The sequence below is a fragment of the Colwellia sp. M166 genome, from assembly GCF_024585285.1.
Taxonomy (GTDB): Bacteria; Pseudomonadota; Gammaproteobacteria; order Enterobacterales; family Alteromonadaceae; genus Cognaticolwellia.
The window spans coordinates 3117788-3141512 of sequence record NZ_CP040755.1 but is presented as its reverse complement, the minus strand read 5'-3'; the positions used below and the strand labels follow the sequence as shown (position 1 = coordinate 3141512).

Genomic DNA, 23725 nt, shown 5'->3' with positions numbered 1-23725 from the left:
AAAATTCCTTGCTAAGCGCCTAAATTCCATCATTGCGCTTTTTTTCATCTTTTACTTAAAAAATATCGTGAATAATTCAACGAATAACACTATGAATCAACAGGTTATAAAGCCCACCAATCCGAACTGAGGTTAAATTAAGCGCTATAGCTTTAAACGATAACGGCCTTTTCTATCAGGCTTACCTAAAAAGCTTAACGCTTCTCTTAATTGCTTAGGAAATTTTTCCCCTGGTGTTAAGTATCCACTACCAGCAAAGCGACCGCCTTGCTTTAGTTGTGCATTATAGCTCAAGCCTAGATCATTATTAGGTGCTATCTCGGCAATCAATTCGCCTTTATCACAACTCAATGCTGCCGAAAGCTTACCAAGTTTAACTTTTTCATCAAATGCCGAAACAGCAGCATCGCGCCATTCAAGCTCACCTTGTAATTCACCACAAATAGGGGAGCCCATCACAAAGCGATCAACATTCAGTGTTAACTGCTCATGGGCAATAATGTCTATCGGCAAATTAAGGCGTGCAACAACAGTATTAGCTGCAAGCGAAAGTTGTGCATCATTAATGGTTATATCAGAGCGTAAACCACTAATGGTTAGCTGACCTTCTGGGCCATTAATCAGTGGATCGCCAAAAGTAACCTCCAATTTAGGATCTAGCATGAGTACCGACATTAATGACAGAGCACTTTGTACTTTGCTAATCACCACATCATCAATCATGACTTGTTTGACACTGGCACGCCAAATGGTACCTTCTACCGCCGCTACCGAAACATTAGCCGGCAATTTAATTTGCGTCATTAACCAACTCGCAGGCATTAAGGCAATAACAAACACGCTATAAAAAGCGAAAAAAATGGCGCTGTAAGCAAACGTTTTTTTCATTAACTCTTTCCTAACTGTAATCGACGAACACGTACCACGCCTTGTTCATCCGCTAAACTCAAATCAATATTTTTCACTCGCAGGCCTTCTCTACTGGCTAATTGCTCTAACCAAGTTAATAACTGGTTAAACGATATTTCATCAATCCAGACCTGTAAATCATCAGCTTGAGGCTGCATGCGAGTAATGATTATATCGTTTTGCCTTGAAGTACGATTAACGATACTCGATAAGCTGGCACCACTACGGCTACCACTGCTTAATTTTGCTTGTTTATAGCGTTTAGTGTTGTCTTCAACCCAAGACAATAAAGCCTGTTGACGTTCAATTTCAATTTTTAATTTACTACTGGCGATATTTTCATTCAATGGTTGCCAAATTAGGCCATATAAAATAAATATTGAAATAGTCGCAGCCATCACCATCACCAAACGCTGCTCACGGAGGTTTAACTGTTGCCACCAAGTTTTCATGAGCGCCCCTTAGCAGATGTATCGGTGATACTGAACGAGCCAGAAATTTGTTCACCCTGGTTATTTTGTGCCCCTAAATTCACGCTTAAACCCGCTTTTTCAAGTGCTACTTTTAACTTTTCGAAATACTGATAATCTTTAGCAACCGTTTGCATACGTACTTCTTGACGCTTACCGTCAAACTTCAGTGTTTGTGGCTTTATTTCCGGTACGCTTGCTAAGGCAGGCTCAAGCTTGACTAATAATGGTAAAAAGCCTGCAGACTCTTCGCTATCACCAACTTCAGCTAATTTTTGTCGTAGCAGTGAACGAATAGTTGACACCTTAACTCGCTTTGCCTCAGGAAATGCGCTTTTATAGTTAGCGATAATATTTTTTTCAATGGCCGACTGTTGTTGAGATAACTGATAAAGTTCAACGCCTTTAAGGGTAAAGTTAAGCAACAATGCGCAGCAAGCAATACCGGCCACCCATAGCCAACTCATACTGGTTGCTGAACGCTTTTCTTTTACTTGCAACTCACCTTGTAACAAGTTGAATTTACGTGAATGATGATTGGCTAAAATAGCCAACGGCAGCTCTTCAGGTAAGTATTCAACATTTAACTCTGCCGGCACTTGTGACAAAGAAGAATAAGCTAATATAGTATGTGCACCTTCATCGATACCAGTAAATTGATTAGCAACAATAGGCCAAGCATTAGCTTCAAATGCCATAACATGCCATGTACTAAGCCTTAACAACACTTGCTCGCCAAGCATTACAGCATGACAACTTTCTTTATCATTAGGTAGTGCCAACGCATCAGGAATAATAACTTTACAGAAAATACCTGCGTTAGCTAACCATTGCTGCCACTGTACTAATTGTTCACGCTCAAGCGCAGCTAAAAAGCAATTATGGCCCTGTTCATCATGTTTGAGGTCACTAAAGGCAAAAAACAGTTGTTCTACATCTTGTGCTAGTTCTTCTTCCAACATGTATGGTGCTGCTAAACGAATAGCCCGTTGCGATGAACCCGGCACCGTCAAACTTTTGATCGCGACATCACTGGCCGGAACAAATGTAATAACGTCTCTTGATAACGACTTTTCAGCTAACTGCGCTAGCGCTTTTGCATTAGGTAATTCACCACTTGCAATAATTTCTTCTTGTCCGTTAGTTTTAATCAGCCAATGAATTCTATTCTCAGCTTGACTGCCTAAACGGATAAATAACGTTTCACCCATTATTCTCGTCCTATGATGCGACTGATCACACTTATATTATTTTTATTTTCTACTTTCATAATGGTATTCAAAGCGAAATAACTATGATTAAAACTTGCTGTTGTTTTAAGTTTAAAATACTCACTTTTAACCGTAAATTGTTGCTGTTTTTCTGGTGGAATTTTCGCTTTACTTAACTCAGGCAAAGCAAAAAAGTCAGCTACACTACTAAAACCTTCTTCTTCGCGGGCAGACAATGCTTGCACCGCGTCATTTTGACTTATCCCTAACATAGCGACAAGTATTTCAGGTTTATCCACTGCTATAGTGTTGAGGTTAACCTTATTAAGATTACTATTGGGTAACACGCAGGCATAGTCTTTGAGTTTATTGATCACGGCAATAGTGAAATGCTCAATAACTCTTAACTCACCTAAGCTTGCCAAGTAATTATTAGCCGCTAAATACGGAAATTCTTTCGCGGCATAATCACTATCCTCTGCCCCTCCTGAACTTGATATACTGCTATTAGCATCGAGCCAATCGGTTAAAGCATCTGCCATATATTCTGCTTCAAAATTACCAACGCCTTCAATACTTAATGCGATTAGCAGTTCTTCAAAAGCAAGTCGGGCAGAAGATTTAGCGCTAGTATCATTGCCATTACCGCTGGTATTACCGTTATCATCATCGGCACGCAAAGCATTTAAATTAAAGCAACTGTGTAAATCGGTTATCTCACCGGTTATTTGCCCAAAGTCGACAGGAAAAGTGCTTTCTCCTTGCGCCCACATCTGTCCCAAATGTGTAACCTCTTCATTATCTTCAAATGACTGGGCTAAAATTCTTTTCGCAAAGGCTTCAGCGCCCATAGCATACCAATAGGCTTGCTGGTTTGAAGCTAAATTGCTGGTACGTTGCATTTGTAATTGTAAACGCGCGGTCATTTGTGTTGCTAAAATAGCAATTAACGCCACAATTAACATAACGGTAATTAATGCTACCCCTTTAGATGAACGCTTAGTGTTAAGGCGGCTAATCACGATCGACCTCCTTTTCTTGTAAGCCATCACCTGCTACGAGAAATTGACGACGAATAATACCATAATCTGTGGTATCTAATTCAATAGCAATTGCCATAGGCAGCGTATTTTCTTGTAAGGTTTTCTGCCATTTTTTACCATCATAAAATTCAAAATCTAACTTTTCTACTTGCGAAATCAAAGGCCTTACTTTCGGCTCTTCGCCTAAGACGGCATCAACAAAATTAAAGTGCACACGCTCTAGTAACTTGTCGTTCAATTGATAAGCTACTGACTGCATATCACTGCGTGGCAGCAATAAACCGGGGTTAGTCCAGCCGTGGCGAACAAAGGCAATGGCCTGTTCACTACTAGAATAACTGTCATGGTCTGTGTGCAAAAAACCTGTTTGAGGTGCTTCACCATTTAAACGTATGCTGCGACGAGCAATCTGCAACATATCACGTTCAATCATTAAAAAACCACGTTGTAATTCATTGATCCTATCCGTGCGCTCTTTAGTGACGGTATCACTATTTAATACCGTTTCAAAAATACTAAAACTGGCCATGCTAATAACGGCAAATATTGCAATGGCAATTAAGACTTCTAGCAGGGTAAAACCCTGTGTTTTACTGCGAGCAAGATGCAATTTTTGCTGACAAGTATTTGGATTAATACTGAGAGGCGTCATTGATTTTTCTTCGAGACATAAGTCATCAAACTACTTAAGGCTGAGGTTTCTTTCTCATTTAATCGCACTTCCATGACAATAGCACGCATATCTTTGTCGGTAGTTTTTAGCACTTTCTGCTGCCATAACCACTCTTGACCAGCTAGCTCTACCTTACCTTTTTTATTGTCTTTTGGTGGCCATGTGTTATCTAAAGTAACCTCAACAAGTTGATTCGATGCGACCCAATTGGCCACAATTTTACTTTCTAAATAACCTAAATTACGGGCATTAGTGTCAGCCGTACCGAGAATGGCAATACCCGCAATAGAAAAAACCGCCATTGCCAACATCACTTCAAGTAAGGTAAAACCTTTTTGCAACCTTTTCACCAAGCAATTAACGTGAGCTGTCATTGGCTATTGGCCCCTCTATCGTCAATGGCGTGCTATAAATACCAGATACTTTAAAACTGACATTTTCATCATCGTCAAAAGTAAACTCAGCAAAAGAAAACGTTAAGCTAAAAGGCGTTATGTCACCACCCGAGAGCATATACACTTGTGGAATAATTTTCTTCTCTTCATCTTCTTCCTCAAAAAAACTATCAGTATCTTCTTCGGTAATTAATAGCGATGAATCGAATAAAAGTGGCTCTTCGATAGGTAAGTCATCAAGTTGTAAACTAATTTCAACATTATCGGGTAAGGTAAATTCTTCAAACAACGGGTTATCTGCAATTGGTGACCATTGCACACCATCGTAACCTAAAAATTGATAAGTGTTTTCTTTAACAAACAGCCCTAACTCAACATTATTCAATAAGCCATATTCTGCGGCAAGGTCAAAAATGCCCGCAAAGCGGGCACTGTTTTGTTGTAATATTTGCTCTGGTTTACTACTGGAAAAAGTAAATTGCACCGCAGAAATCATCACGCCAACCAAGACAATAACTAACATCACTTCTATTAAGGTAAAACCTTGCTGCGAACAATGTCTTGGTTTGGCTGTACAATCAGTATTAAGTTGCATAATGAACAAATAATCAATCAGTAAAGATTATTGAAAATCGCCTAAGTTCCAGTTCCCAATATCATCATCGGTTCCAGGTTCGCCATCAGGCCCCATAGAAAATATATCCATGCTGCCATGCTCTCCTGGGTTTAATAATTGATACTCGCTGCCCCATGGGTCGTTAGGTAAACGTTTTACATAACCACCCTCAGGAAAACGGCGGGGTGCTGGTTCAATATCGGTTTCAGTCACTAAAGCTTCAAGCCCTTGTTCGGTAGTTGGATATTTGTAATTGTCCATTTTATACATGCTTAAAGAGGTTTCTAAAGCATTAATATCTGAAACCGCCTTTTGCATATTTGCTCGTTCTTGACTGCCCATTAAGTTTGGTACCACCATACTGGCTAAAATTCCTAAAATAACAATAACGACCATCATTTCTAATAAGGTAAAACCACGAACATTTTTCACTGCTTTCATTTCTAACTTCCTATTAACGTATTTAACTGAAGAATTGGCTGTAGAATAGCCATAACGATAAATAATACAATACCAGCCATAACCACCATCAGCGCAGGTTCAAAGGCTTTTAATGAGATATTGACTATCGCTTCAAAATCTCGATCTTGGTTGTCTGCTGCACGACCTAACATATGTTCAAGCTGACCACTTTTTTCACCACTAGCAATCATATGTAACATCATAGGTGGGAACAATTTGGTTTGCTCTAATGACACCCGTAAGCTTGCCCCCTCTCTGACTTTATCAGCTGCTTCTTTGACACTTTGCTTAATATATAAATTATCAAGCACTTCTCCTGAGATTTTCATACTCTCTAAAAGAGGAACGGCACTGGCAGTTAAAATACTCAATGTCCGTGCAAATCTAGCAGTATTAACACTTTTTGCTACCTTACCAATTCCCGGTAGGCTAAGAAAGCGCCGATGATAAGCAAATCTAAAACGCTCTTTTTTCAATAGCTGTGACCAAAGTAACATCAGCGCAGCAAAAATTAACACGATAGCTAAACCATATTCACGTAAAAAATCACTACTCGCGATCAAGAACTGAGTCGTGCCAGGTAAGTTAGCGCCCATATGCTCGAATTGTCCAACAATTTTTGGTACAACCGCGGTCAACAAAATAGTAATAACGCCAGTAGCGACAACTGTCATGATTATCGGATAAACCAAGGCCTGTATAAGCTGTGATCTAAGTTGCTCTCGTTGTTCAGTATAATCGGCGAGCCGATCCAGTACTTTATCAAGATGTCCTGATTTTTCGCCCGCCGCTACCATGGCACGAAATAAGCGATTAAACACTTGTGGGAACTCTGCCATGCTTTCAGCTAAGCCATAACCTTCGGTAACTTTAGTACGCACCGCCATGACCATACTTTTTAAGCTATTTTTATCACACTGCTCACCAACGGCCATTAATGATTCTTCAATTGGCAAACCCGATTCAACTAAGGTAGAAAGTTGTCGGGTAATTAATGCCAACTCTGATGCTGATATTTTCTTAACACCAGAAAATAATGACTTTTTATTTTTTTGTTTGTTTTTTTGTAAGCATGGCCTTACTTCAATCGGCATTAAGCCTTGTTCACGTAATAAATTACGCACATGCCTAGGAGTATCACCTTCGATAACTCCTTTCTTGTTTTTTCCTCGGCTGTCTACCGCCTGATAATCGAATGCTGCCATAATTTACAATTTAATCTTTACCTAGTTTGAGGAACTGCTAGCTTGTTATTATAACGTTCAAAACAGCCTTCTCAACAAAGCTAAGTCGAGCTAAAACTCGATAACCTTAGCTAATTAATCTTCACGGGTTACACGTAATACTTCTTCAATGGTAGTCTCACCGCGCATTACTTTATCAAAGCCATCGCGACGAATGCTCGGCGTTGATTTACGAATGAATTTCTCAATAACTTGCTCACCTTTACCGTTATGGATCAGTTCGCGTACTTTATCATCTACGACAATGAGCTCATGAATACCGGTTCGACCTCGATAACCTTTAAAATTACACTCATCACAGCCCACCGCTCTAAAAATAGGCGCGGTATCATCATCGTTAAGTTGTAACAATTTCCGCTCTTCTGCAGACGTAGGGCAACACTCTCGACAATGTGGGCATAAGGTGCGCACTAAACGCTGTGCCAGTACACCCAATAAACTTGAAGACAATAAAAAAGGTTCGACGCCCATATCTTCCATACGAGTTATAGCACCAGCTGCCGTATTCGTATGCAATGTCGATAGAACTAAATGGCCGGTCAAACTGGCTTGCACGCCAATTTGCGCGGTTTCTAAATCACGGATTTCACCCACCATCACCACATCAGGATCTTGACGTAGTATGGCGCGTAACCCCCGAGCAAAGGTCATATCTACTTTAGTGTTAACTTGTGTTTGACCAATACCTTCAATGGCATACTCAATCGGGTCTTCAACGGTCAATATATTACGCTCTGTGCTATCAATTTGACTTAAGCCAGCATACAAAGTGGTACTTTTACCTGAGCCTGTAGGTCCGGTGACCAGTATAATGCCATGCGGCTTTTCAATTAACTCAGAAAAACGTGCTCGGTTACCATCCGTCATGCCTAAATCTTTTAAGTCTAAACGCGTTGAGTTTTTATCAAGTAAGCGTAAAACGACTCGCTCACCATGACCAGTTGGCATAGTTGAAACACGTACATCAACAGCTCGGCCGGCTATTCTCAGAGAAATACGACCATCTTGAGGAATGCGTTTTTCAGCAATATCAAGTTTGGCCATAACCTTAATGCGTGAAACCAACAACGAAGCTAATTTACGATTAGGCTTGAGCACCTCTCGTAAAACACCATCAACTCGAAAGCGAATTTGTAGTGCTTGCTCAAAGGTTTCGATGTGAATATCGGAAGCATTTTCTTTAATCGCTTCACTCAACATGGCATTGATTAACTTAATAATCGGTGCATCATCTTCGTTTTCTAATAAATCTTCTGTTTCGGTCATTTCATCGGCAAGGGAGTATAAATCTACTTCGTTGCCGATATCTTCCATCATTTGTTGCGCTTCTGAAGAGTCACGTTGATAGGTAATAGTCAGTAACTGTTCAAACTCTTCGGGACTTTTTACACTAAGGGTGAAAGGGGTTTTCAATACTCGACGCACTTCCAATAAAATATTGGCGTTTAGGCTGTCGATACACACTAAACGTAATGCACCATTATCATTTTCTACCAACACGCTATGACGCTTAGCAAAACCAAAAGGAAGGCGAAAGCGAATTCCGTTATCAGTTAAAATATCGCTTTCAGCTAACATTAATGACTCATCATCTATGATAGCTGTTTCACTTGCAGCAACAAACGCTTGTGTTTGTGGGTCAATATCACTCATGGCTATTCGTTTTCATCCGAAGATTTGCTTTCATCACGTTTTTGCATGTATTCATCAAATGATGGCGGTAATGACAATTCGTCATTCCATTTTGGTAAAATAGGTAGTTTTTCTTCTGACATTAACTCTAGGCCAACTGCTTTCTTTTCAATTTCTAGTGCACGAATATAATTGTATTTTTCTTTACTGATATCATTCATCAGCTTGCCGTCACGGACAATAGTCGGTCGTAAAAACACCATCAAGTTACGCTTACGTTTAGTATTACTGGTAGATTTGAATAGATGCCCAATAAAAGGAATATCACCAAGTAAAGGTACTTTTTGCACACTTTCTTGTACGTCTTCATCAATCAAACCACCTAAAATAACCGTCGCGCCATCATCAGCCATCACGGTGGTTTTAATTTCACGTTTATTAATAGAGATATCAACACCGGTGGCGCCGCTTACTGAAGAAACTTCTTGCTCGATAGTTAACTGCACACCGCTGCCTTCATTGATTTGCGGTGTTACTTTTAACTTAATACCAATTTCTTGACGTTCAACCGTTTGGAATGGATTACTATTATTGGTTCCTGTTGCAGAACCCGTGATAATAGGCACTTCTTGACCGACAATAAAGTAAGCTTCTTCATTGTCCAACGTGGTAATACTTGGTGTAGAGAGTAAGTTGGAATTAGTATCAGAACTTACGGCTTGAATGATTGCCCCCCAATCGTTCTTCACAATACCAAACAATGTTCCACTCACTGAGCCTAAAACTTGAGCAGCCAAGCTATAATCGCCTTCAGTATCATTCTTTCTGTAGCCTGCTGTAATTAGTTCCCCTGTATCTGCAGCCCTAACTTCCGGTACCCACTCACCTTGTGTTGATTTAGCCGCTTCAGCTGCTGCTGCAATCGAACTTATTGGAGTAACACCATTGGTAAATTGCGACATAGCTCCTGACTCGTGATACCACTGTACACCTAAGTTAACACCGTCACCTTCAAATACTTCTACAATAATCGCTTCAATAAGTACTTGGGCACGGCGGATATCCAGCTGGCGAATCACCGCTTCAAGTGAGCGCAGCATATCAGGTTGGGCCGTAATAACTAAGGTATTGGTGTCCTCATGAGCATCAATACTGACATTACGGCTTTGGTTTTTTCTCGACGAGGTAGTAGCAGCACCGGCAGAATCAGCTTCAATAGATTCACTAACACCTTGTAGTACTTTTACCATGTCTTCTGATTTTGCATATTTCAGATGATAAACACGGGTATTACCGTTAGTTTCTAACTCACTATCTAATCGTGAAACTAAGCGAGCAACACGTTCGCGAGCTTTTACTTCGCCACTAACAATAACGCTATTAGTACGTTCGTCAGCAACAATTTTAGGGATAAGAAACGTTGGCGTACCTGAAGCTTTACCTTGGCTAGATTTATTCATCGCTTCAATAATACGGACCATTTCGCCCGCAGAAGCATATTGCAGGCTAATAATTTGTACATCTTGATCGCCTGCTTTATCAACACGCTCAATAATTTGTACCAAGCGATTTACCACCGCAGCAGTACCCGTTAGCATAATAACGTTAGCCGGATCATAGTTAACTACATTACCGCCGCCAGCTTGATCTGATAATTGACGTAACAACGGGGTTAGTTCACGTACGGTGACATTTTTAACCTCTACAACACGGGTAACCATTTCATCACCGGCACCAGGATTTTCGTTTCCTACCACGGGAATTGAAGAGGTTTTGGCATCTTTATTACGAATGATCTTGACGACATTATTTTCCATTTCAACAGCGGAAAAACCGTAAACTTCTAAGACATTAAGAAAGAATTGATAATATTGCTTTTCAGTCAGTAGATCATAACTGCGGACATTAACTTTGCCACGTACGTTGGGATCGACGATCATGGTCTTTTTTAAATTTTTACCGACGATGTTAATAAATTCTGCAATTTCTGTGCCTTTGAAATTGGGTGAGTATTCGGCGGCATTAATATTGGTAGAGAGTAAAACACTATTAAGTAAAACTGCTGTAACAACCCCGGTAAGGCTACGCTTATACCAAGGTGCGCTTAATAATTTGCGCATGTATTCTTCCTTTTATTCTAATTATCTATACTGAAAAGTATTTCTGTCATGTCACCATTACGATCAAGTAACAATGAAACATCGTGTTGTTCTTTTAAAGATTTTAGCGCTTGAGCTGCTTCTATTGGTGCGGTTAAATCAAAACCATTCATTTGTATTGCAACATCACCGGTCTTAAGACCTGCGTTTTGGAAAAAAGTTGGATCTTTTCCTGGCATTATTCGATAACCGGAAATTTTGCCATTCTCTCGCTTTGGAGAAATTTTTAAATAGTCGGTAATTTTACCTGGGTCGCGATTCAATTCTTGTTGCAGTGACTTGGTTGCTTTGGTTAACGCTTTATTATTTCGTTGATCAACAATGTTTGGTGACGATAATTTGTCACGAGATACTTTGCTTGGTTGTGGTTGAGATCTTTGGCTATTTGTTATTACTGGCTTTACATTTTTATCGAAAACCAAGCCTTCAAACATTAAGGTTTCTAAACGCCCTGATACTTTTAACAACACACGATCGTTATAAACATCCTCTAACACCGCCCGAGTACCTTTAATGTTTTCACCGATACTGTAGGTCTCTTGTTTACCTGAACTCTCAATAATAGCTCCAGCAGTTGCCTTGTCGTTACTGGCAACAACACCAGTTAAGGTTAGCTTTAAACGCGTTTCAGGAGCATCCTCAATAACAAGCTCTGCGACTTTTTCGACTTTATTTTGCGAAAAAACACCAAAAAGATTAAGTGATTTAACGGCTTGCACGCTAACTTGCTTTTGCGGTGTCATTGAAGCCGAGGATGAAGTTGACAGTTCCACACCAGCATTATAACTAGATTCAGATAGCCCTAACCAAGTTAATTGGGCAAATAAATAGGCAATATAGCTCAGTAACAATAAAATAATTACCTGAGTAATTTTTCGTTGAGGAAGCTTAGGTAACTGTTCAAGCGTGCTTGATAGATTATTCGATAAGAGCATTTTTTATAATTTTGTTATTATCTGGAAATTTCAATTCTCTTTGATGATACTTGACCTAACGCTCGGCAACAAGACGTCATATTATTTTTTACTAAAAATTAGTTAACAAAATGTAAACTAATGCAATCTGGCTAGCGTAAACATTGCCGTTATGTTAACTTTCGGCAATTTTAAAAGCGCCTCTATAGAGTATAAACATTACAATGGCTAAACCTAACGTTAATGATACTGAAATCAATCAATCTACCCGCTTAGACAAATGGCTGTGGGCTGCTCGATTTTATAAAACACGGGCAATTGCAAAACAAATGATCGATGGCGGCAAAGTATTTTATAATGGTCAGCGCAGCAAGTCTGGTAAAGCAGTTGCTATAGGTGACCGCATAACCATTAGGCAAGGTTTTGAAGAAAAACAAGTCACGGTTATCGCCTTAGCTGATAGGCGTAGAGATGCCACTTTTGCGCAAACGCTTTATCAAGAAACTCAAGCAAGCATTGAAACTCGTGAAAAAAACAGCTTAGCTCGTCAACAGGGTATTTTATTAAGCCCCGCCAGTGACAGCAAACCCGATAAGAAACAACGCCGACAAATTCGGCATTTAAAAGAAAGGATATAAATAGTGACAATGCAAACTGATATCTTAAATCGATACTTATTTGATAACTTACATGCGAGAGGTGAATTGGTTAACTTAAGCCAAACCTTTCAGGAAATTGTTGCTCCGCACAACTATCCTTCAGGCGTAAAAAACTTATTAGGTGAGTTAGTTGCTGCAACTTGTTTACTGACTGCGACATTAAAGTTTGAAGGGGAGATTGCCGTTCAACTACAAGGTGATGGTCCTATAGGTTACATGGCTGTTAATGGTAATAACTTGCAAGAAATGCGTGGCATTGCGCGTATGACCAGTGAAACCGATGCAACAAGCCTCCAAGATTTAATTGGCAAAGGTAATATGGTTATTACTATTCGTCCAAAAAATGGTGAACCTTATCAAGGTGTTGTTGCTCTTGAAGAAGAAACTTTAGCTCAATGTTTAGCACATTACTTTGAAGTTTCAGAGCAAATTCCAACAAAAATCTGGCTGTTTACTGACGAAAATACATCACAAGTAGCAGGAACATTAATTCAGTTATTACCGGATGCCGGTGATAAGGCACAACAACAAGCAGATTTTGAACATTTATGCCAATTAACAAATACCATTAAATCAGATGAAATATTCTCTGTTGACAGCCAAGAATTACTATACAGATTATATCATCAAGAAGAGGTTAGACTATTTGAGCCACAAGCTATTAGCTATAAATGCAGCTGTTCAGAGGAAAAATGTTTAAATGCAATTTCTCAAATTGAACCGAGCGAACTTGACAATATTATCGTCGAACAAGGTAGTGTGTCGATGACTTGTGACTATTGCCTGACCACCTATCAATTTATGCGGCCTCAACTCGAGCAATTTATCAACGATAACAAACATTAATTAGAACTTAAAACCTTGGCTTGAAGATAACACTTCAAGTCAATGCTCATGTTACATTTCCGCATTAACTCACCATCATTTTTTTAATCATTCATACAATTGGCTTATAAAATGTCAAATTGTCAGCAACGATCATCATCACAGCTCTAAAAGTTTGCTCTAAACAGCTAAAGTTAAAAAAATAAAAAATCACCTCCTGTAAATACTATTTTCCACTTTTGAAAGCAGAACACAATATTCAAGCAAAAGTTCGCTAACATTGTATTTACATTATATTTACATGTGCTATGTTTAGGCGTCGCATTATTGCGATTTTTTGAATTACTCTCAAATTCTAATGCATTTAAGAATCAATATATACTAGCTGGTAAGATGATATTTAAAATTATAAATCAGCAAAAAAATAATAAAGTGCGCACTAATAGCGCAAAGGAGATTATCAGTGAGAAATAAAGTCGCAATAGCCGTGTCAGCGGCATTCGTTTCGGTGACTGTCAATTCAGTTGCTGCAATGAATTCAGCATCACATATAGATAGAAGTGCTATAAACAAGGTAAATGGCAGCCCTGAAGTTTCAGTAGTAAAAGATATTTCGACAGGAAAAATAAAAAAATCTATTTCAGAAACTCATGACTACTTTATAGTCCAGTTAGAGGACGAACCTTTAGCTACCTATGCTGGTGGAGTTACCGACATCACTGCAACTGCCATTTCTGCTTCTGATAAAAAAAGGCTAGATACACATTCTAAAGCAGCTAAAAAATATAAGAGCTATTTGGAAGAGAAGCAAAGTAGCTTTATTAACTCTCTTAAAAACAAATTACCAAATGCCACAATTTTTAAACAATTTAATACCGTGTACAATGGCGTAGTTATTTATATCGAAAAGCAAAAAGCCAATGAATTAAAAACACTTCACGGTGTAAAATCTGTACATCCACAACGCATGTATCATGAGTCTATGGATAGGTCACATGACATTATTGATACAGCTACAGCGTGGGAATCAATGGGCGGCAGAGGTACAGCAGGTGCCGGAGTTAAAGTTGCAATCATCGATGGCGGTATTCGTCCTGAAAACCCACTATTTTCTGGAGAAAATTTCACCGCTCCAACCGATTTACCAGACGCAGTTCAAACCGACTACTGTCATACTATCGACACTGATTTTTGTAATAACAAATTAATTGTTGCTCGTTATTCAGCGCCAACATTTGCTATTACCGACGGAGAGCACAATAGCCCTCTAGCATATGGCGGTCATGGTGTTCATGTCGCAGGTACTGCTGTTGGTAATGAAATTGATATTGAATATAGAGGCCACGATTTAACTATTTCAGGTGTTGCTCCTGGTGCATACTTGATGGTTTATAAAGGCCTTTTCGATGGCAGTGGTTCTAACATCATGCTATTGGAAGCTTTCGAACATGCGGTTAACGATGGCGCGGACGTCATCAATAATTCATGGGGTGGTGGCGCTGGCGCGGACCCTGCGACTAGTCCATATAATCAAGCATTTAAAAATGCAGAAGCTGCCGGTGTTGTGGTAGTTAATGCTGCTGGTAACGACGGTCCTGGCGACCAAACAATCGGTTGTCCTAGCTGTGTGGAATCTGGTCTTTCAGTAGCAAACACGACGCATGGACGATTTTTTGCTAATACGGTCGACGGCAACGGTGAAAGCCACATGGCTATCGACTCAACACAACCTGCGCTGACAGAAAATGTAGTTTTACCTCTGGTGGCTTCTATTAATGTTGAAGCAGAGAACTTTGAAGGTTGTGATCCGTTCACTGATGAAACAGTGTTTGCAGGTAGCATTGCTTTAATCTCACGTGGTTCATGTGCATTCACTGATAAAGCTGTAAACGCAGCTGCCGCTGGCGCAGAAGGCATTGTTGTATATAACAACCTTCCTGCAGCACCATTCCCAATGGCTATCGATACCGTACTACCTGCATTAATGGTATCACAAGCTGCCGGTGAAGCATTAATCGAGGCATCTACAGTTGAAGGCTTTGAAGTAACACTTAATGCAAGCGTTAGCCGAGTTGTTGTTAACGAGTTCGCTGATAATGTGGCAGAAGGTAGCTCACGTGGACCAAATGGTGATGCGAACATATTAAAACCAGATATTGCCGCGCCAGGAACGAATATTTTATCTGGCGCTTCTCCTGACACCAGCGATGGTGAACATTTCATGGTGATCTCCGGTACCAGTATGGCATCACCTCATGTAGCAGGCGCTGCAGCACTTGTATTAGCAAAACACCCTGAATGGACTGCAACACAAGTACAAACAGCACTTACATCAACAAGTGTTCAAGAAGGACTTGTCGATGATGACGCCGTATCGCCAACAACACCTTTTGATATTGGTGCGGGTCGATTAAATGTACCAGCAGCAATAGATGCAATGTTAACGTTTAACAAACCATCTATGGCAACAGCTGCTTGTATTGGTTCATGTTCATTTGAACGTAGCTTAACCAATATGACTGATGCAGAAGGTGAATGGACTGCGACTGTTAGTTTATCTGATGAAATGGCAACAGCATCTTTATCGGCAGACAGCATAACGTTAGGAGCGCATAGCTCTGCTACAGACACGAGTTCATTTACATTAAACATTGATACTTCATTTGCAGAACCTGCAACTTGGGTAATGGGACAGTTGAAGTGGACACACAGTTCAGGTAAATCAGCAGTTATGCCTATCGCTGTTTTTGCTAATGAATCATCTGACAACACTGTATTAAGCAATGCTATCGTTGGAGAGCCATCAAAAGTAGGTCCTATTGATATTCGCACAGCTATAGCTAACAAAACATTTACTGACGAAATCAGTGTTGCTGTTGATTTTACCAACGCAACTTTAGTTGAAGACAGTGGTACTGCTGTTGTCACCAAAGGTGCTGAAATTTCTTTGGCTGTAGATGAAACCACAGGTAAGCTAACTTGGAAAGGCACTCTAGATACGTCTGACTTAGTAGTTGCACAAAGTACTATATTTGGTGACCCGTTAGACAACTTTTGGGACTTAAATGTAGTAGCTGGCTTAGGAGTACCTGTTACAACAGTAGACTGTTCTGCTCAATGTGATGATGCTTCAATAGAACTAAACTATAACTTTTCGTATATGAATAAAGATTATACAAGTTTAACTGTATCTTCGAATGGTTTTATTACAGCAGGTAGTGGTGCTAACTCAGCAGTTAACCAGTCATTGCCAAGCAGTATCGCTCCAAATAATATCCTTGCACCGTACTGGGCTGATTTTGATTTAGATGGCACTGACGCTAATGATCCTGGTGCAGGCAACATGATGTACGCTAGATTTAATGTGGGTGTTAATGTACTCGTGGTTCAATGGGATAAAGTAGCGGTATATGATGAAGACCCAACTAAAACTTATACTTTCCAAGTATGGATTATTGAAGGAAGTGATGAGATTTACTTTACTTATGGTGATTTAGCGGAGACGCCGACTAACCTTACTATTGGTGCGGAGAACATTACGGGTGATACAGGCTTTAACTATCATTATAACGGTACAGGTAATGCCGACTTCTCTACTTTTGATACCCTTCAAGTAAGTGCAACTATCGGCGGAACGGTTGATTTTGATTACAAAGTTGAACATAACGACAGCAGTAATTTAGCACTTGTTGATACCGCAGATGCAATTGAAGAAAAAACAGTTGTAATCGACGTGTTAGCGAATGATCCTGCTGTTGCTAAAATCATTGCAAAATCTGAATTAATCTCAGGTGAGCAATCGCTCAAGGCATCAAAACTACTTACTGTTGGATTGGCATTAGATAACAGCTCGTTATCAGTGACGACTCAACCGGCTAATGGTACAGCAACCGTCGAGTCAGACGGAACAATTTCGTATTTACCTAACGTCGATTTCTTTGGTAGTGATACCTTTGAATATACAGTAGCAGATACTACTGGCGTTGTATCAGATGCAACTTCGGTTACAGTAGCCGTAGAAAATGTGAATGATGCTCCTACGCTATCGGCAAACCACATTACAGCGCAAGAAAAAGATACTGTAAACTTAGCGGTTACGGCAATAGATGTTGATGGTGATGACTTAACTTATAACTGGACACAATTAAGTGGTCCAGCAGTTAGCTTTGATGCTAACGCAACGTCTCCAAGCTTTACTGCTCCTAAAGTATCATTAGATGAAAGAATGTCATTTCAAGTAGTTGTAAATGATGGCTCTGTCGATAGTAGTCCAGCTATTGTCACAGCAACCATTGTTAACAAGAAAGAAAGTGGTTCATTCGGTTGGTTAATGTTACTACTTACACCTATGTTATTTACTCGCCGTAAAAAAGCGTAATATTATAATGTAGATTGTTAGTAAAAAAGCTATCAACGTAAAAGCCATCAACATTATGTTGATGGCTTTTTTATTGCTTGTTCAACAACAATATCGTGAGATATTGTTTCATTCGATAAATGCCAGTGCCTACTCTTTGCCTTTATCATCAGGCAATCAACCTCATTAAATTACTGAACTGAGCTAGCAGCTCGGTGTAAATATATAACTCCATCACTGTATCAAAAGCGTGAGAGCTAACCCTTTTAACCTAGCGCTTGAGTATTGCTGAGAAAGCAACTTTTCAACTTCTAAGCAAATACCTTTAAGCACTTCATCAACTTTTGAGCCGAAGATTACTGTTCTATATTTGGCTGGGAAAACCAAGTAATACATCAGTATCGTGACATTATGTCTTTCATGTATATATTCGCTCATGCAGCCATTGTACGCCGCAAGCGGTGAGGAATTAAACCCGAAGAAGATTAAACTTAGATTACTGCTAGCTCTTGAGTATGCCAACCAGCGCTATTCATCACCACAACCGCATGTCTACCCTTTGGCGTGGCTTTTGATACTTGCTGAAGGTGGAGCTTCATAACTTCTTTATTAACAACCGGACTTATCAAAGCTTCTGTTGCTCTACTTGATGGGTAAATAGCCCCAAACAAATAAGCATATTCAAACTGTTGTTGCTGAACCACTCGTGGTCTCGTGCCTTTTCTTGCCCAAACACGCGTGGTGGTATTTTGTTGGCCAAAGCGTGCTTTATCTTGAAACCAAACATCTACATTTTCCAAGCGGATTTGCCACGGAATGTTAAGGATCGTTTCCATCAGGAAGCTTTTTAAAAACATCTTGTGCTTCTTGTGATTGCTTTGGATGTTTGGATGCTTGGATGTTTGGATGTTTGGATGTTTGGAGCGACAGGTTATCCATGAAAAATTCAATTCTCGTAATAACCGGTAAATATTAGATATTTCATACTCAATGCTAAAGTGTTCAGCGATATAATTTTGAATGTCTACGCCTTGTAAACGGCCACCTTTATTGAGTTCACTGTAGGCTTCAATATAATCACTGAGTGCTTTTTTCTGTTGCAAAGTTAGTCCAGAAGGGCGGCCAGTTCGGCGGGCATCATTTAATCCTTCTAGGCCATGATTTAAAAATAAGCTAACCCATTTATTAATACTGGTTCGACTTATTTTAAGTGCATCGGCAATAGCGGTTCTAGACTGGCCCTCTTTAAAATGTGCTAATGCTAAATAACGCATTTTCTTTCTTGCATTGGTTTCTTTTCTCGCTAAAGCGATAAAATCAATTTCTGTTAACACGGTAAGCTACGATTGAAAAAATAACAATGTATTAGATCATATATTTAATCCGTTTGGTATTACTTAATGAAGCTATCAACATCATGGATGCTGAGCATATAATACGGGTCTTAGCAAAAGTATATTGCTAAGGAACAAGAAAGCCTTCAATCCAAATAATAACAAGCTTGAACTAAGCCTGTAAGCTACTTGTCATAACTAGACCGGCAATTTATCAACAAGCACAAAGGGAAAAAGTACGTAGCTATGAGTTAGCCACAGTCAGAGAGTTAAACACGTCGTTCTATGCCACATTGAGATGAAGAATGTTGTATTTTTTACTAAGGAAAAAGAATAACGCTAGCCTATTTTAAGCAATACCGCAGTATATAAAGCAGAACTGCTCACTCAGCCCTGCTTTATATAAGTATCTAGCGTGATATCTTAAAAGTGAATAGTGGTACCGACAAATACACCATCAAACTCAATATCGGTATATAAATCATTTAAGTCTTCTAATTCTAACTTAACCGCGCGGTAGCCTAAGTTAATATTCATATCAACAGCCAGGTTATCAATCAGTTCATAGCTCACACCTACTTCATAGTCATAAAGTGTATGATCGTCAAAAGATAAAAAGTTACCTTGTGCGTAAAGATTTAACCCTGTAAGTGGTAAACCAACATTAGTTGCTACATATAACATAGGCACAATATCTGTCACAGCGATACTAGCCGACTGTGTGGTAGTTCCAGAGCCTGTAGTAATCTGTGTTGCTAAAGTCACATCACCATCAAAATCACGCGCGGTTAAACCAAAGTCGAATGACAATAAATCATTATCAAATAACTCATAATATAAAGTGTAATCAACATAACTGACATTGAAGTCAGCACTAACTTGAGCATCGTCACGGAAAGTTTCATCGTCAAATTCGAAATCAGCTGCTAGTGTTGTTACACCATCAGTTTCTAATGATGTTGAAGCTATGCGTAAATTTGGAATAAAGGGTAATGGGTGCTCAAAAGCAACAAAAAAACTATTTTGTTTTTCATCAACCAAATTAAAATCTATTTGTGAACGACCATCTCCAAATGTACCAGAGGCCTGGTTGTCCCATAGTTGACCACCTAGATAGATACCTAAAGCATCTGCTTGAACATTTGTTGATAAAATCGAGGCGAGCGTTACTGCTAGCGCTATTTTTTTCATGTTATTACCCTTGACTTAATAAGTCGTTTAAATCGATCAGTGCGGCATTTGCACGTGAAATATAATTAGCCATTACTAATGAGTGGTTCGCAAGCATGCCAAAGCCATTGCCATTTAAAACCATCGGGCTCCAGATTGACTCTTGACTTGCTTCCAATTCACGAATAATTTGTTGCACACTAACTTTAGCATTTTTCTTTTCTAACACATCATTAAAATCTATTTCAATGGCCTTTAAAAAGTGTAATAAAGCCCAACAAGCGCCACGCGCTTCATAAAATTCGTTATCAATAGCCCACCAGCTTGTTTTCAACTGCATGCTCGAAACACTTGAGGTTGATTGTTGTGCGACACTATCGCCAGCAAGATCAACATTGAGTTGCTCACGGCCAACACTTGCACTTAGGCGTTGAGAATAACTACCTAAACGTTTTGTCGCTTCTTGGATCCAAGCACGTAAATTATCAGAACGTGCGTAAAATTGAGCTGATTGATTATTAACCTCTGTTAACGCGCTTCTATAGGCATATAACTCATTAATTGCTTTTTGATACTCTCCTTCAGCACTAGGAATTGCCCAACTGGTATGATCAATATTAAATTGTGGTTGCGCTACCTTTAAATTTTTATTTTCTGCTGACTGAGACTGTGAGCGACTAAATTCTTGACGCATCACCAATGACATATCTCTGATCATCTCTAATGCGCCAAACTCCCAAGCCGGAATATTATCTAAAAATACCGATGGTGGAATGGCGTCATTAGCTAAGTAACCACCAGGTTTATTCAATAGCGTTTCGGTTACACGAATTAATGCCGTGGTGGTGGTGTAGCCAACAACAGGTGCTACATTTTCTGCTGCTGCGGCTTTGGTAACTTCAGCTCGAATATCAAACTGTGCAGGCTCAAAACTCCAATAGACACCGAGTAAATACAGCGCCATAAATAGCGCTAAAACCCCTGAAATAATAGCTTTTGTTGAAATATTAACACTCATAACAAACTCCTAATGGTGGTGGTGCTTCTTCTGCTTAAGACCCTTAATAATATAATTCACATCGATGTTAGGTTGATCATCAAAGTGCAACGTTATGATAATGTTTTCTTTAGCTTTTAACGGCTGTTTCAAATCAAAAATCATCAAATGAAAACCTGATGGCTGAAATAGCATGCTATCTTTTGCTGAAATGTCGACGTGATCACGTTGACGCATACGCATTAAACCATTGGCCATCGTATGTTCATGAATTTCAATCCGATCACTTACCGTACTTGATGCCGAAATCAACCGAAGATCTTTTGCAGATAAATTACTGATAGTCATATAAGCTGAAGAAATGGACGTGCCTGGAATGCTTTCTCTTGCAAAGCTGTTTTCAATGAGTACTTCAGTATTCTGTCCGCTAAATACTGTGCCTGCGAAAGCACTATTTACGAATAAAAACAGTAAAATTAATACTAAAAATATATTCCTCATAAGCCGCTATACATCCTTTTTACTTATATCATGATTCATCATCACCATTGTAACTAAGCTTGAGCAAAATGGATAACTTAATTATGAAAAATCAATTCAATAGCTCACTATTTATTGTTATTTACCTATGCAAAAAAGTAGCCTTATACTACATTTTTTTGAACAATAGTAATTATTTGTAATGTTAAAAATAATCAATAAATTTTCCATTTCAAGTGAATTTACACTGTGAAGGTAGAGCTTTTTAAGATCTTAAAATTATGATGGGTTTAATATCGAACATTAATAACGCTTTATGACTAGCATAAATAAAGGCAAATTGAAGATAACAATTCAACACTTAGTTAAACAGATAAAAATGATAAAGCAATAGAGTTGTGCGACTCTATGCAAATAAATTTTAAAACCATAAGATTAAAAACGCAGAAGGTAATACTTATTACATTCTGCGCAGTCCCACTGAGATATAATAATAGCTATAGCTCAATAATAATCAAAAGCGGCAAATTAGCCGGTAAGTTTCTTTAATTTTTTCTTTAACTTTTTAACTTTACCTTCTAAATCTTCATCTTCGCTAATATCAATTTTGGCAATAGCTTCGTGAGCTTTAACTTGCTCTTTTTGTTGCAAGTATAGCTGTGCTAAACGGTAATTCACCCAAGGTTGATATTGTTTAGCGGCCAATGGTAGCGCTTGAATCAAGGCTTCAATACCCTGCTCAACTTCCACGCCAGATTCTACAGAAACCTTACCTTGTTGGTACAGTGCTTCAGCTCTATTTTCATCATCTTGTGCATATTTAACGGCTAAAACTAAATCAGCTCGTGCTTTGTCCCAAGCTTCGTTTTTTATACTTTGTTGGGCACGTGAAAAATATAAAGTGCCACTCTCAGGATATTGCTCAAAGGCTTCGGTCATAGTTTTATCGGCTAATTTTGGTTGCTCAGTTTGCCAATAAACCGTCGCTATTTGGCTATAGCCTTGCGCAGCATCATAGGTTTGTAATTGTTTAGCATAAACTAATGCTTTATCGGTATCACCGCCAGCAATACTCGGAGCATTCAAATGAAAACCTATCAAAGTATTAAGTGCATCTTGATGATCTGGCTTTAACTCAACAGTTCTTTCCATCGCTTTAATAAAATCTTTAGCATAGCTTAGCTTTGAAAAAATACTGGCTTTTTGTACCATAACCACTGCGCTAACGCCTAAATAATAATTAATATCTACGTTGCTTTCATGTTGTTCTTGCAGTGCTTCAAAGTAATCAAAGGCATCTTCAGTATCGTTATTTTCTAGTAACAATCGCCCTTTCAACACTTGCCCTGGAATAGCATTTTTTTCTTCTGCTGTTAAAGTATTAAAAACTTGTTGTGCTAGCAATACATTATCTTGCTCTAAAGCATTTTGCACCGCTTGAATGTCTGCATAGCTTGCCATGCTGATTGAAGTTAACAAGGTTAACACTACTAATTTTCTTTTCATTTTACGTCCTGTATTTTTATTATAAGAATGACTAATATTGAGCAGTTCTTTTATCTCGTGTTACTAACCAAATAACGCCGGCGACTAAAAATATTGGCCAAAAGACACCAACCAATAGCATTGCTCCGCCACCTAACAACAGCATAGCAACAAAAATCAATGAACCAAAAACACTCATCGCTATTGCTAAGGCAACTAACACAAGTATAACCATCACAAGTGCTGAAATACTAATGGCTTTTAAAGGTTCAATTAATTGCTCACCTACATAAACATCAACGTCAAGTAATTCAATAAAGCTAGTTCCTAGTACATAGGTTAAAAATATTGTTGCGAAAATAGCTAAACATAGTGATTTAAAAAATGACATTTTCTTCCCCTATTTCATTAAACTGATCTTGCGCCAGTTTTACAAATCTTTAACCTAACAACTCTAGCTTCAGGCTTTTGTTGGCATTAACAACGTAGCAACTAAATAAGCAACGCCAGTAGCAACAGGAAACATAAGTAGTGCGACAATAGCGCCAACTCTAACCGCTATACGTGGCAAGTTATAATGCTTGGCAATGCCACCACAAACACCTGATAATTTTTTATGCACCATATCTTTAGTTAAGGTTTTATTGACTGAATACTCACGGTCAAAACTCATAATTTACTCCTCGTGCC

The 23725-nt window shown here is 39.0% G+C and carries 22 protein-coding genes; 3 read left to right on the top strand and 19 right to left on the bottom strand.

Features of this window, described 5'->3' with window-relative positions; all coding sequences use genetic code 11:
• Positions 1-144: 144 nt before the first annotated feature.
• The 12 genes from FGD67_RS14240 to gspC form a co-directional block, all read right to left on the bottom strand.
• Positions 145-888, bottom strand: coding sequence for a type II secretion system protein N (locus tag FGD67_RS14240; protein WP_257171787.1), 744 nt, complete (start codon positions 886-888; stop codon positions 145-147).
• Positions 888-1361, bottom strand: a complete 474-nt coding sequence (locus FGD67_RS14235; protein ID WP_257171786.1) for a type II secretion system protein M — start codon at positions 1359-1361, stop codon at positions 888-890. The genes FGD67_RS14240 and FGD67_RS14235 overlap by 1 nt, the downstream gene beginning before the upstream one ends.
• Positions 1358-2590: a type II secretion system protein GspL gene (gspL, locus tag FGD67_RS14230; protein ID WP_257171785.1), complete on the bottom strand. Its 1233-nt coding sequence runs from the start codon at positions 2588-2590 to the stop codon at positions 1358-1360. The genes FGD67_RS14235 and gspL overlap by 4 nt, the downstream gene beginning before the upstream one ends.
• Complete coding sequence (gene gspK / locus FGD67_RS14225; RefSeq protein WP_257171784.1) at positions 2590-3612, bottom strand: type II secretion system minor pseudopilin GspK; 1023 nt, start codon at positions 3610-3612, stop codon at positions 2590-2592. Before gspK ends, gspL begins: the two co-directional genes overlap by 1 nt.
• On the bottom strand, positions 3605-4285 hold the full coding sequence (gene gspJ, locus FGD67_RS14220; RefSeq protein WP_257171783.1) for a type II secretion system minor pseudopilin GspJ: 681 nt from the start codon (positions 4283-4285) through the stop codon (positions 3605-3607). Before gspJ ends, gspK begins: the two co-directional genes overlap by 8 nt.
• The gene (gene gspI / locus FGD67_RS14215) at positions 4282-4680 is read right to left on the bottom strand and encodes a type II secretion system minor pseudopilin GspI (RefSeq protein ID WP_257171782.1); all 399 of its coding nucleotides are present in this window, start codon (positions 4678-4680) and stop codon (positions 4282-4284) included. The genes gspJ and gspI overlap by 4 nt, the downstream gene beginning before the upstream one ends.
• Positions 4664-5296, bottom strand: coding sequence for a type II secretion system minor pseudopilin GspH (gene gspH, locus FGD67_RS14210; protein WP_257171781.1), 633 nt, complete (start codon positions 5294-5296; stop codon positions 4664-4666). Before gspH ends, gspI begins: the two co-directional genes overlap by 17 nt.
• A 27-nt stretch (positions 5297-5323) precedes the next feature.
• Positions 5324-5758 (bottom strand): type II secretion system major pseudopilin GspG, encoded by a 435-nt coding sequence (gene gspG / locus FGD67_RS14205; protein ID WP_257171780.1) that lies wholly within the window; start codon positions 5756-5758, stop codon positions 5324-5326.
• Positions 5759-5760: 2 nt separating this feature from the next.
• Positions 5761-6984: a type II secretion system inner membrane protein GspF gene (gspF, locus tag FGD67_RS14200; protein ID WP_257171779.1), complete on the bottom strand. Its 1224-nt coding sequence runs from the start codon at positions 6982-6984 to the stop codon at positions 5761-5763.
• A gap of 114 nt (positions 6985-7098) precedes the next feature.
• Positions 7099-8601 (bottom strand): type II secretion system ATPase GspE, encoded by a 1503-nt coding sequence (gene gspE / locus FGD67_RS14195; RefSeq protein ID WP_257175128.1) that lies wholly within the window; start codon positions 8599-8601, stop codon positions 7099-7101.
• 77 nt (positions 8602-8678) lie between these two features.
• A complete protein-coding gene (gspD, locus tag FGD67_RS14190; protein WP_257171778.1) occupies positions 8679-10775 on the bottom strand; it encodes a type II secretion system secretin GspD in 2097 nt (698 codons plus the stop codon).
• Positions 10776-10792: 17 nt separating this feature from the next.
• Positions 10793-11749 carry a type II secretion system protein GspC gene (gene gspC, locus FGD67_RS14185; RefSeq protein ID WP_257171777.1) on the bottom strand — a complete coding sequence of 319 codons (957 nt, stop codon included), beginning with the start codon at positions 11747-11749 and terminating at the stop codon, positions 10793-10795.
• 203 nt (positions 11750-11952) lie between these two features.
• Here gspC and FGD67_RS14180 point away from each other — a divergent pair, with 203 nt between their 5' ends.
• The 3 genes from FGD67_RS14180 to FGD67_RS21830 all read left to right on the top strand — a co-directional run bounded on the left by FGD67_RS14180 (position 11953) and on the right by FGD67_RS21830 (position 17590).
• Positions 11953-12366, top strand: a complete 414-nt coding sequence (locus tag FGD67_RS14180) for an RNA-binding S4 domain-containing protein (RefSeq protein WP_257171776.1) — start codon at positions 11953-11955, stop codon at positions 12364-12366.
• 9 nt (positions 12367-12375) lie between these two features.
• Positions 12376-13233: an Hsp33 family molecular chaperone HslO gene (gene hslO, locus FGD67_RS14175; protein ID WP_257175127.1), complete on the top strand. Its 858-nt coding sequence runs from the start codon at positions 12376-12378 to the stop codon at positions 13231-13233.
• Between the two features lie 442 nt (positions 13234-13675).
• On the top strand, positions 13676-17590 hold the full coding sequence (locus FGD67_RS21830; RefSeq protein ID WP_306556755.1) for a S8 family serine peptidase: 3915 nt from the start codon (positions 13676-13678) through the stop codon (positions 17588-17590).
• Between the two features lie 470 nt (positions 17591-18060).
• Here FGD67_RS21830 and FGD67_RS14150 read toward each other — a convergent pair whose 3' ends face one another.
• The 7 genes from FGD67_RS14150 to FGD67_RS14120 form a co-directional block, all read right to left on the bottom strand.
• Positions 18061-18903, bottom strand: coding sequence for an IS630 family transposase (locus FGD67_RS14150; protein WP_257171775.1), 843 nt, complete (start codon positions 18901-18903; stop codon positions 18061-18063).
• A 423-nt stretch (positions 18904-19326) separates the two neighbouring features.
• The gene (locus FGD67_RS14145; RefSeq protein WP_257171774.1) at positions 19327-20094 is read right to left on the bottom strand and encodes a TIGR04219 family outer membrane beta-barrel protein; all 768 of its coding nucleotides are present in this window, start codon (positions 20092-20094) and stop codon (positions 19327-19329) included.
• 4 nt (positions 20095-20098) lie between these two features.
• Positions 20099-21091, bottom strand: a complete 993-nt coding sequence (locus FGD67_RS14140; protein ID WP_257171773.1) for a DUF2333 family protein — start codon at positions 21089-21091, stop codon at positions 20099-20101.
• 9 nt (positions 21092-21100) lie between these two features.
• Positions 21101-21571, bottom strand: a complete 471-nt coding sequence (locus FGD67_RS14135; RefSeq protein ID WP_257171772.1) for a copper chaperone PCu(A)C — start codon at positions 21569-21571, stop codon at positions 21101-21103.
• 507 nt (positions 21572-22078) lie between these two features.
• On the bottom strand, positions 22079-23056 hold the full coding sequence (locus tag FGD67_RS14130; protein WP_257171771.1) for a lipopolysaccharide assembly protein LapB: 978 nt from the start codon (positions 23054-23056) through the stop codon (positions 22079-22081).
• A gap of 31 nt (positions 23057-23087) precedes the next feature.
• Complete coding sequence (locus tag FGD67_RS14125; protein WP_257171770.1) at positions 23088-23426, bottom strand: hypothetical protein; 339 nt, start codon at positions 23424-23426, stop codon at positions 23088-23090.
• A 69-nt stretch (positions 23427-23495) separates the two neighbouring features.
• Entirely contained in the window at positions 23496-23708 is a 213-nt protein-coding gene (locus FGD67_RS14120; RefSeq protein WP_257171769.1) for a PspC domain-containing protein, read from the bottom strand.
• Between the last annotated feature and the right edge of the window lie 17 nt (positions 23709-23725).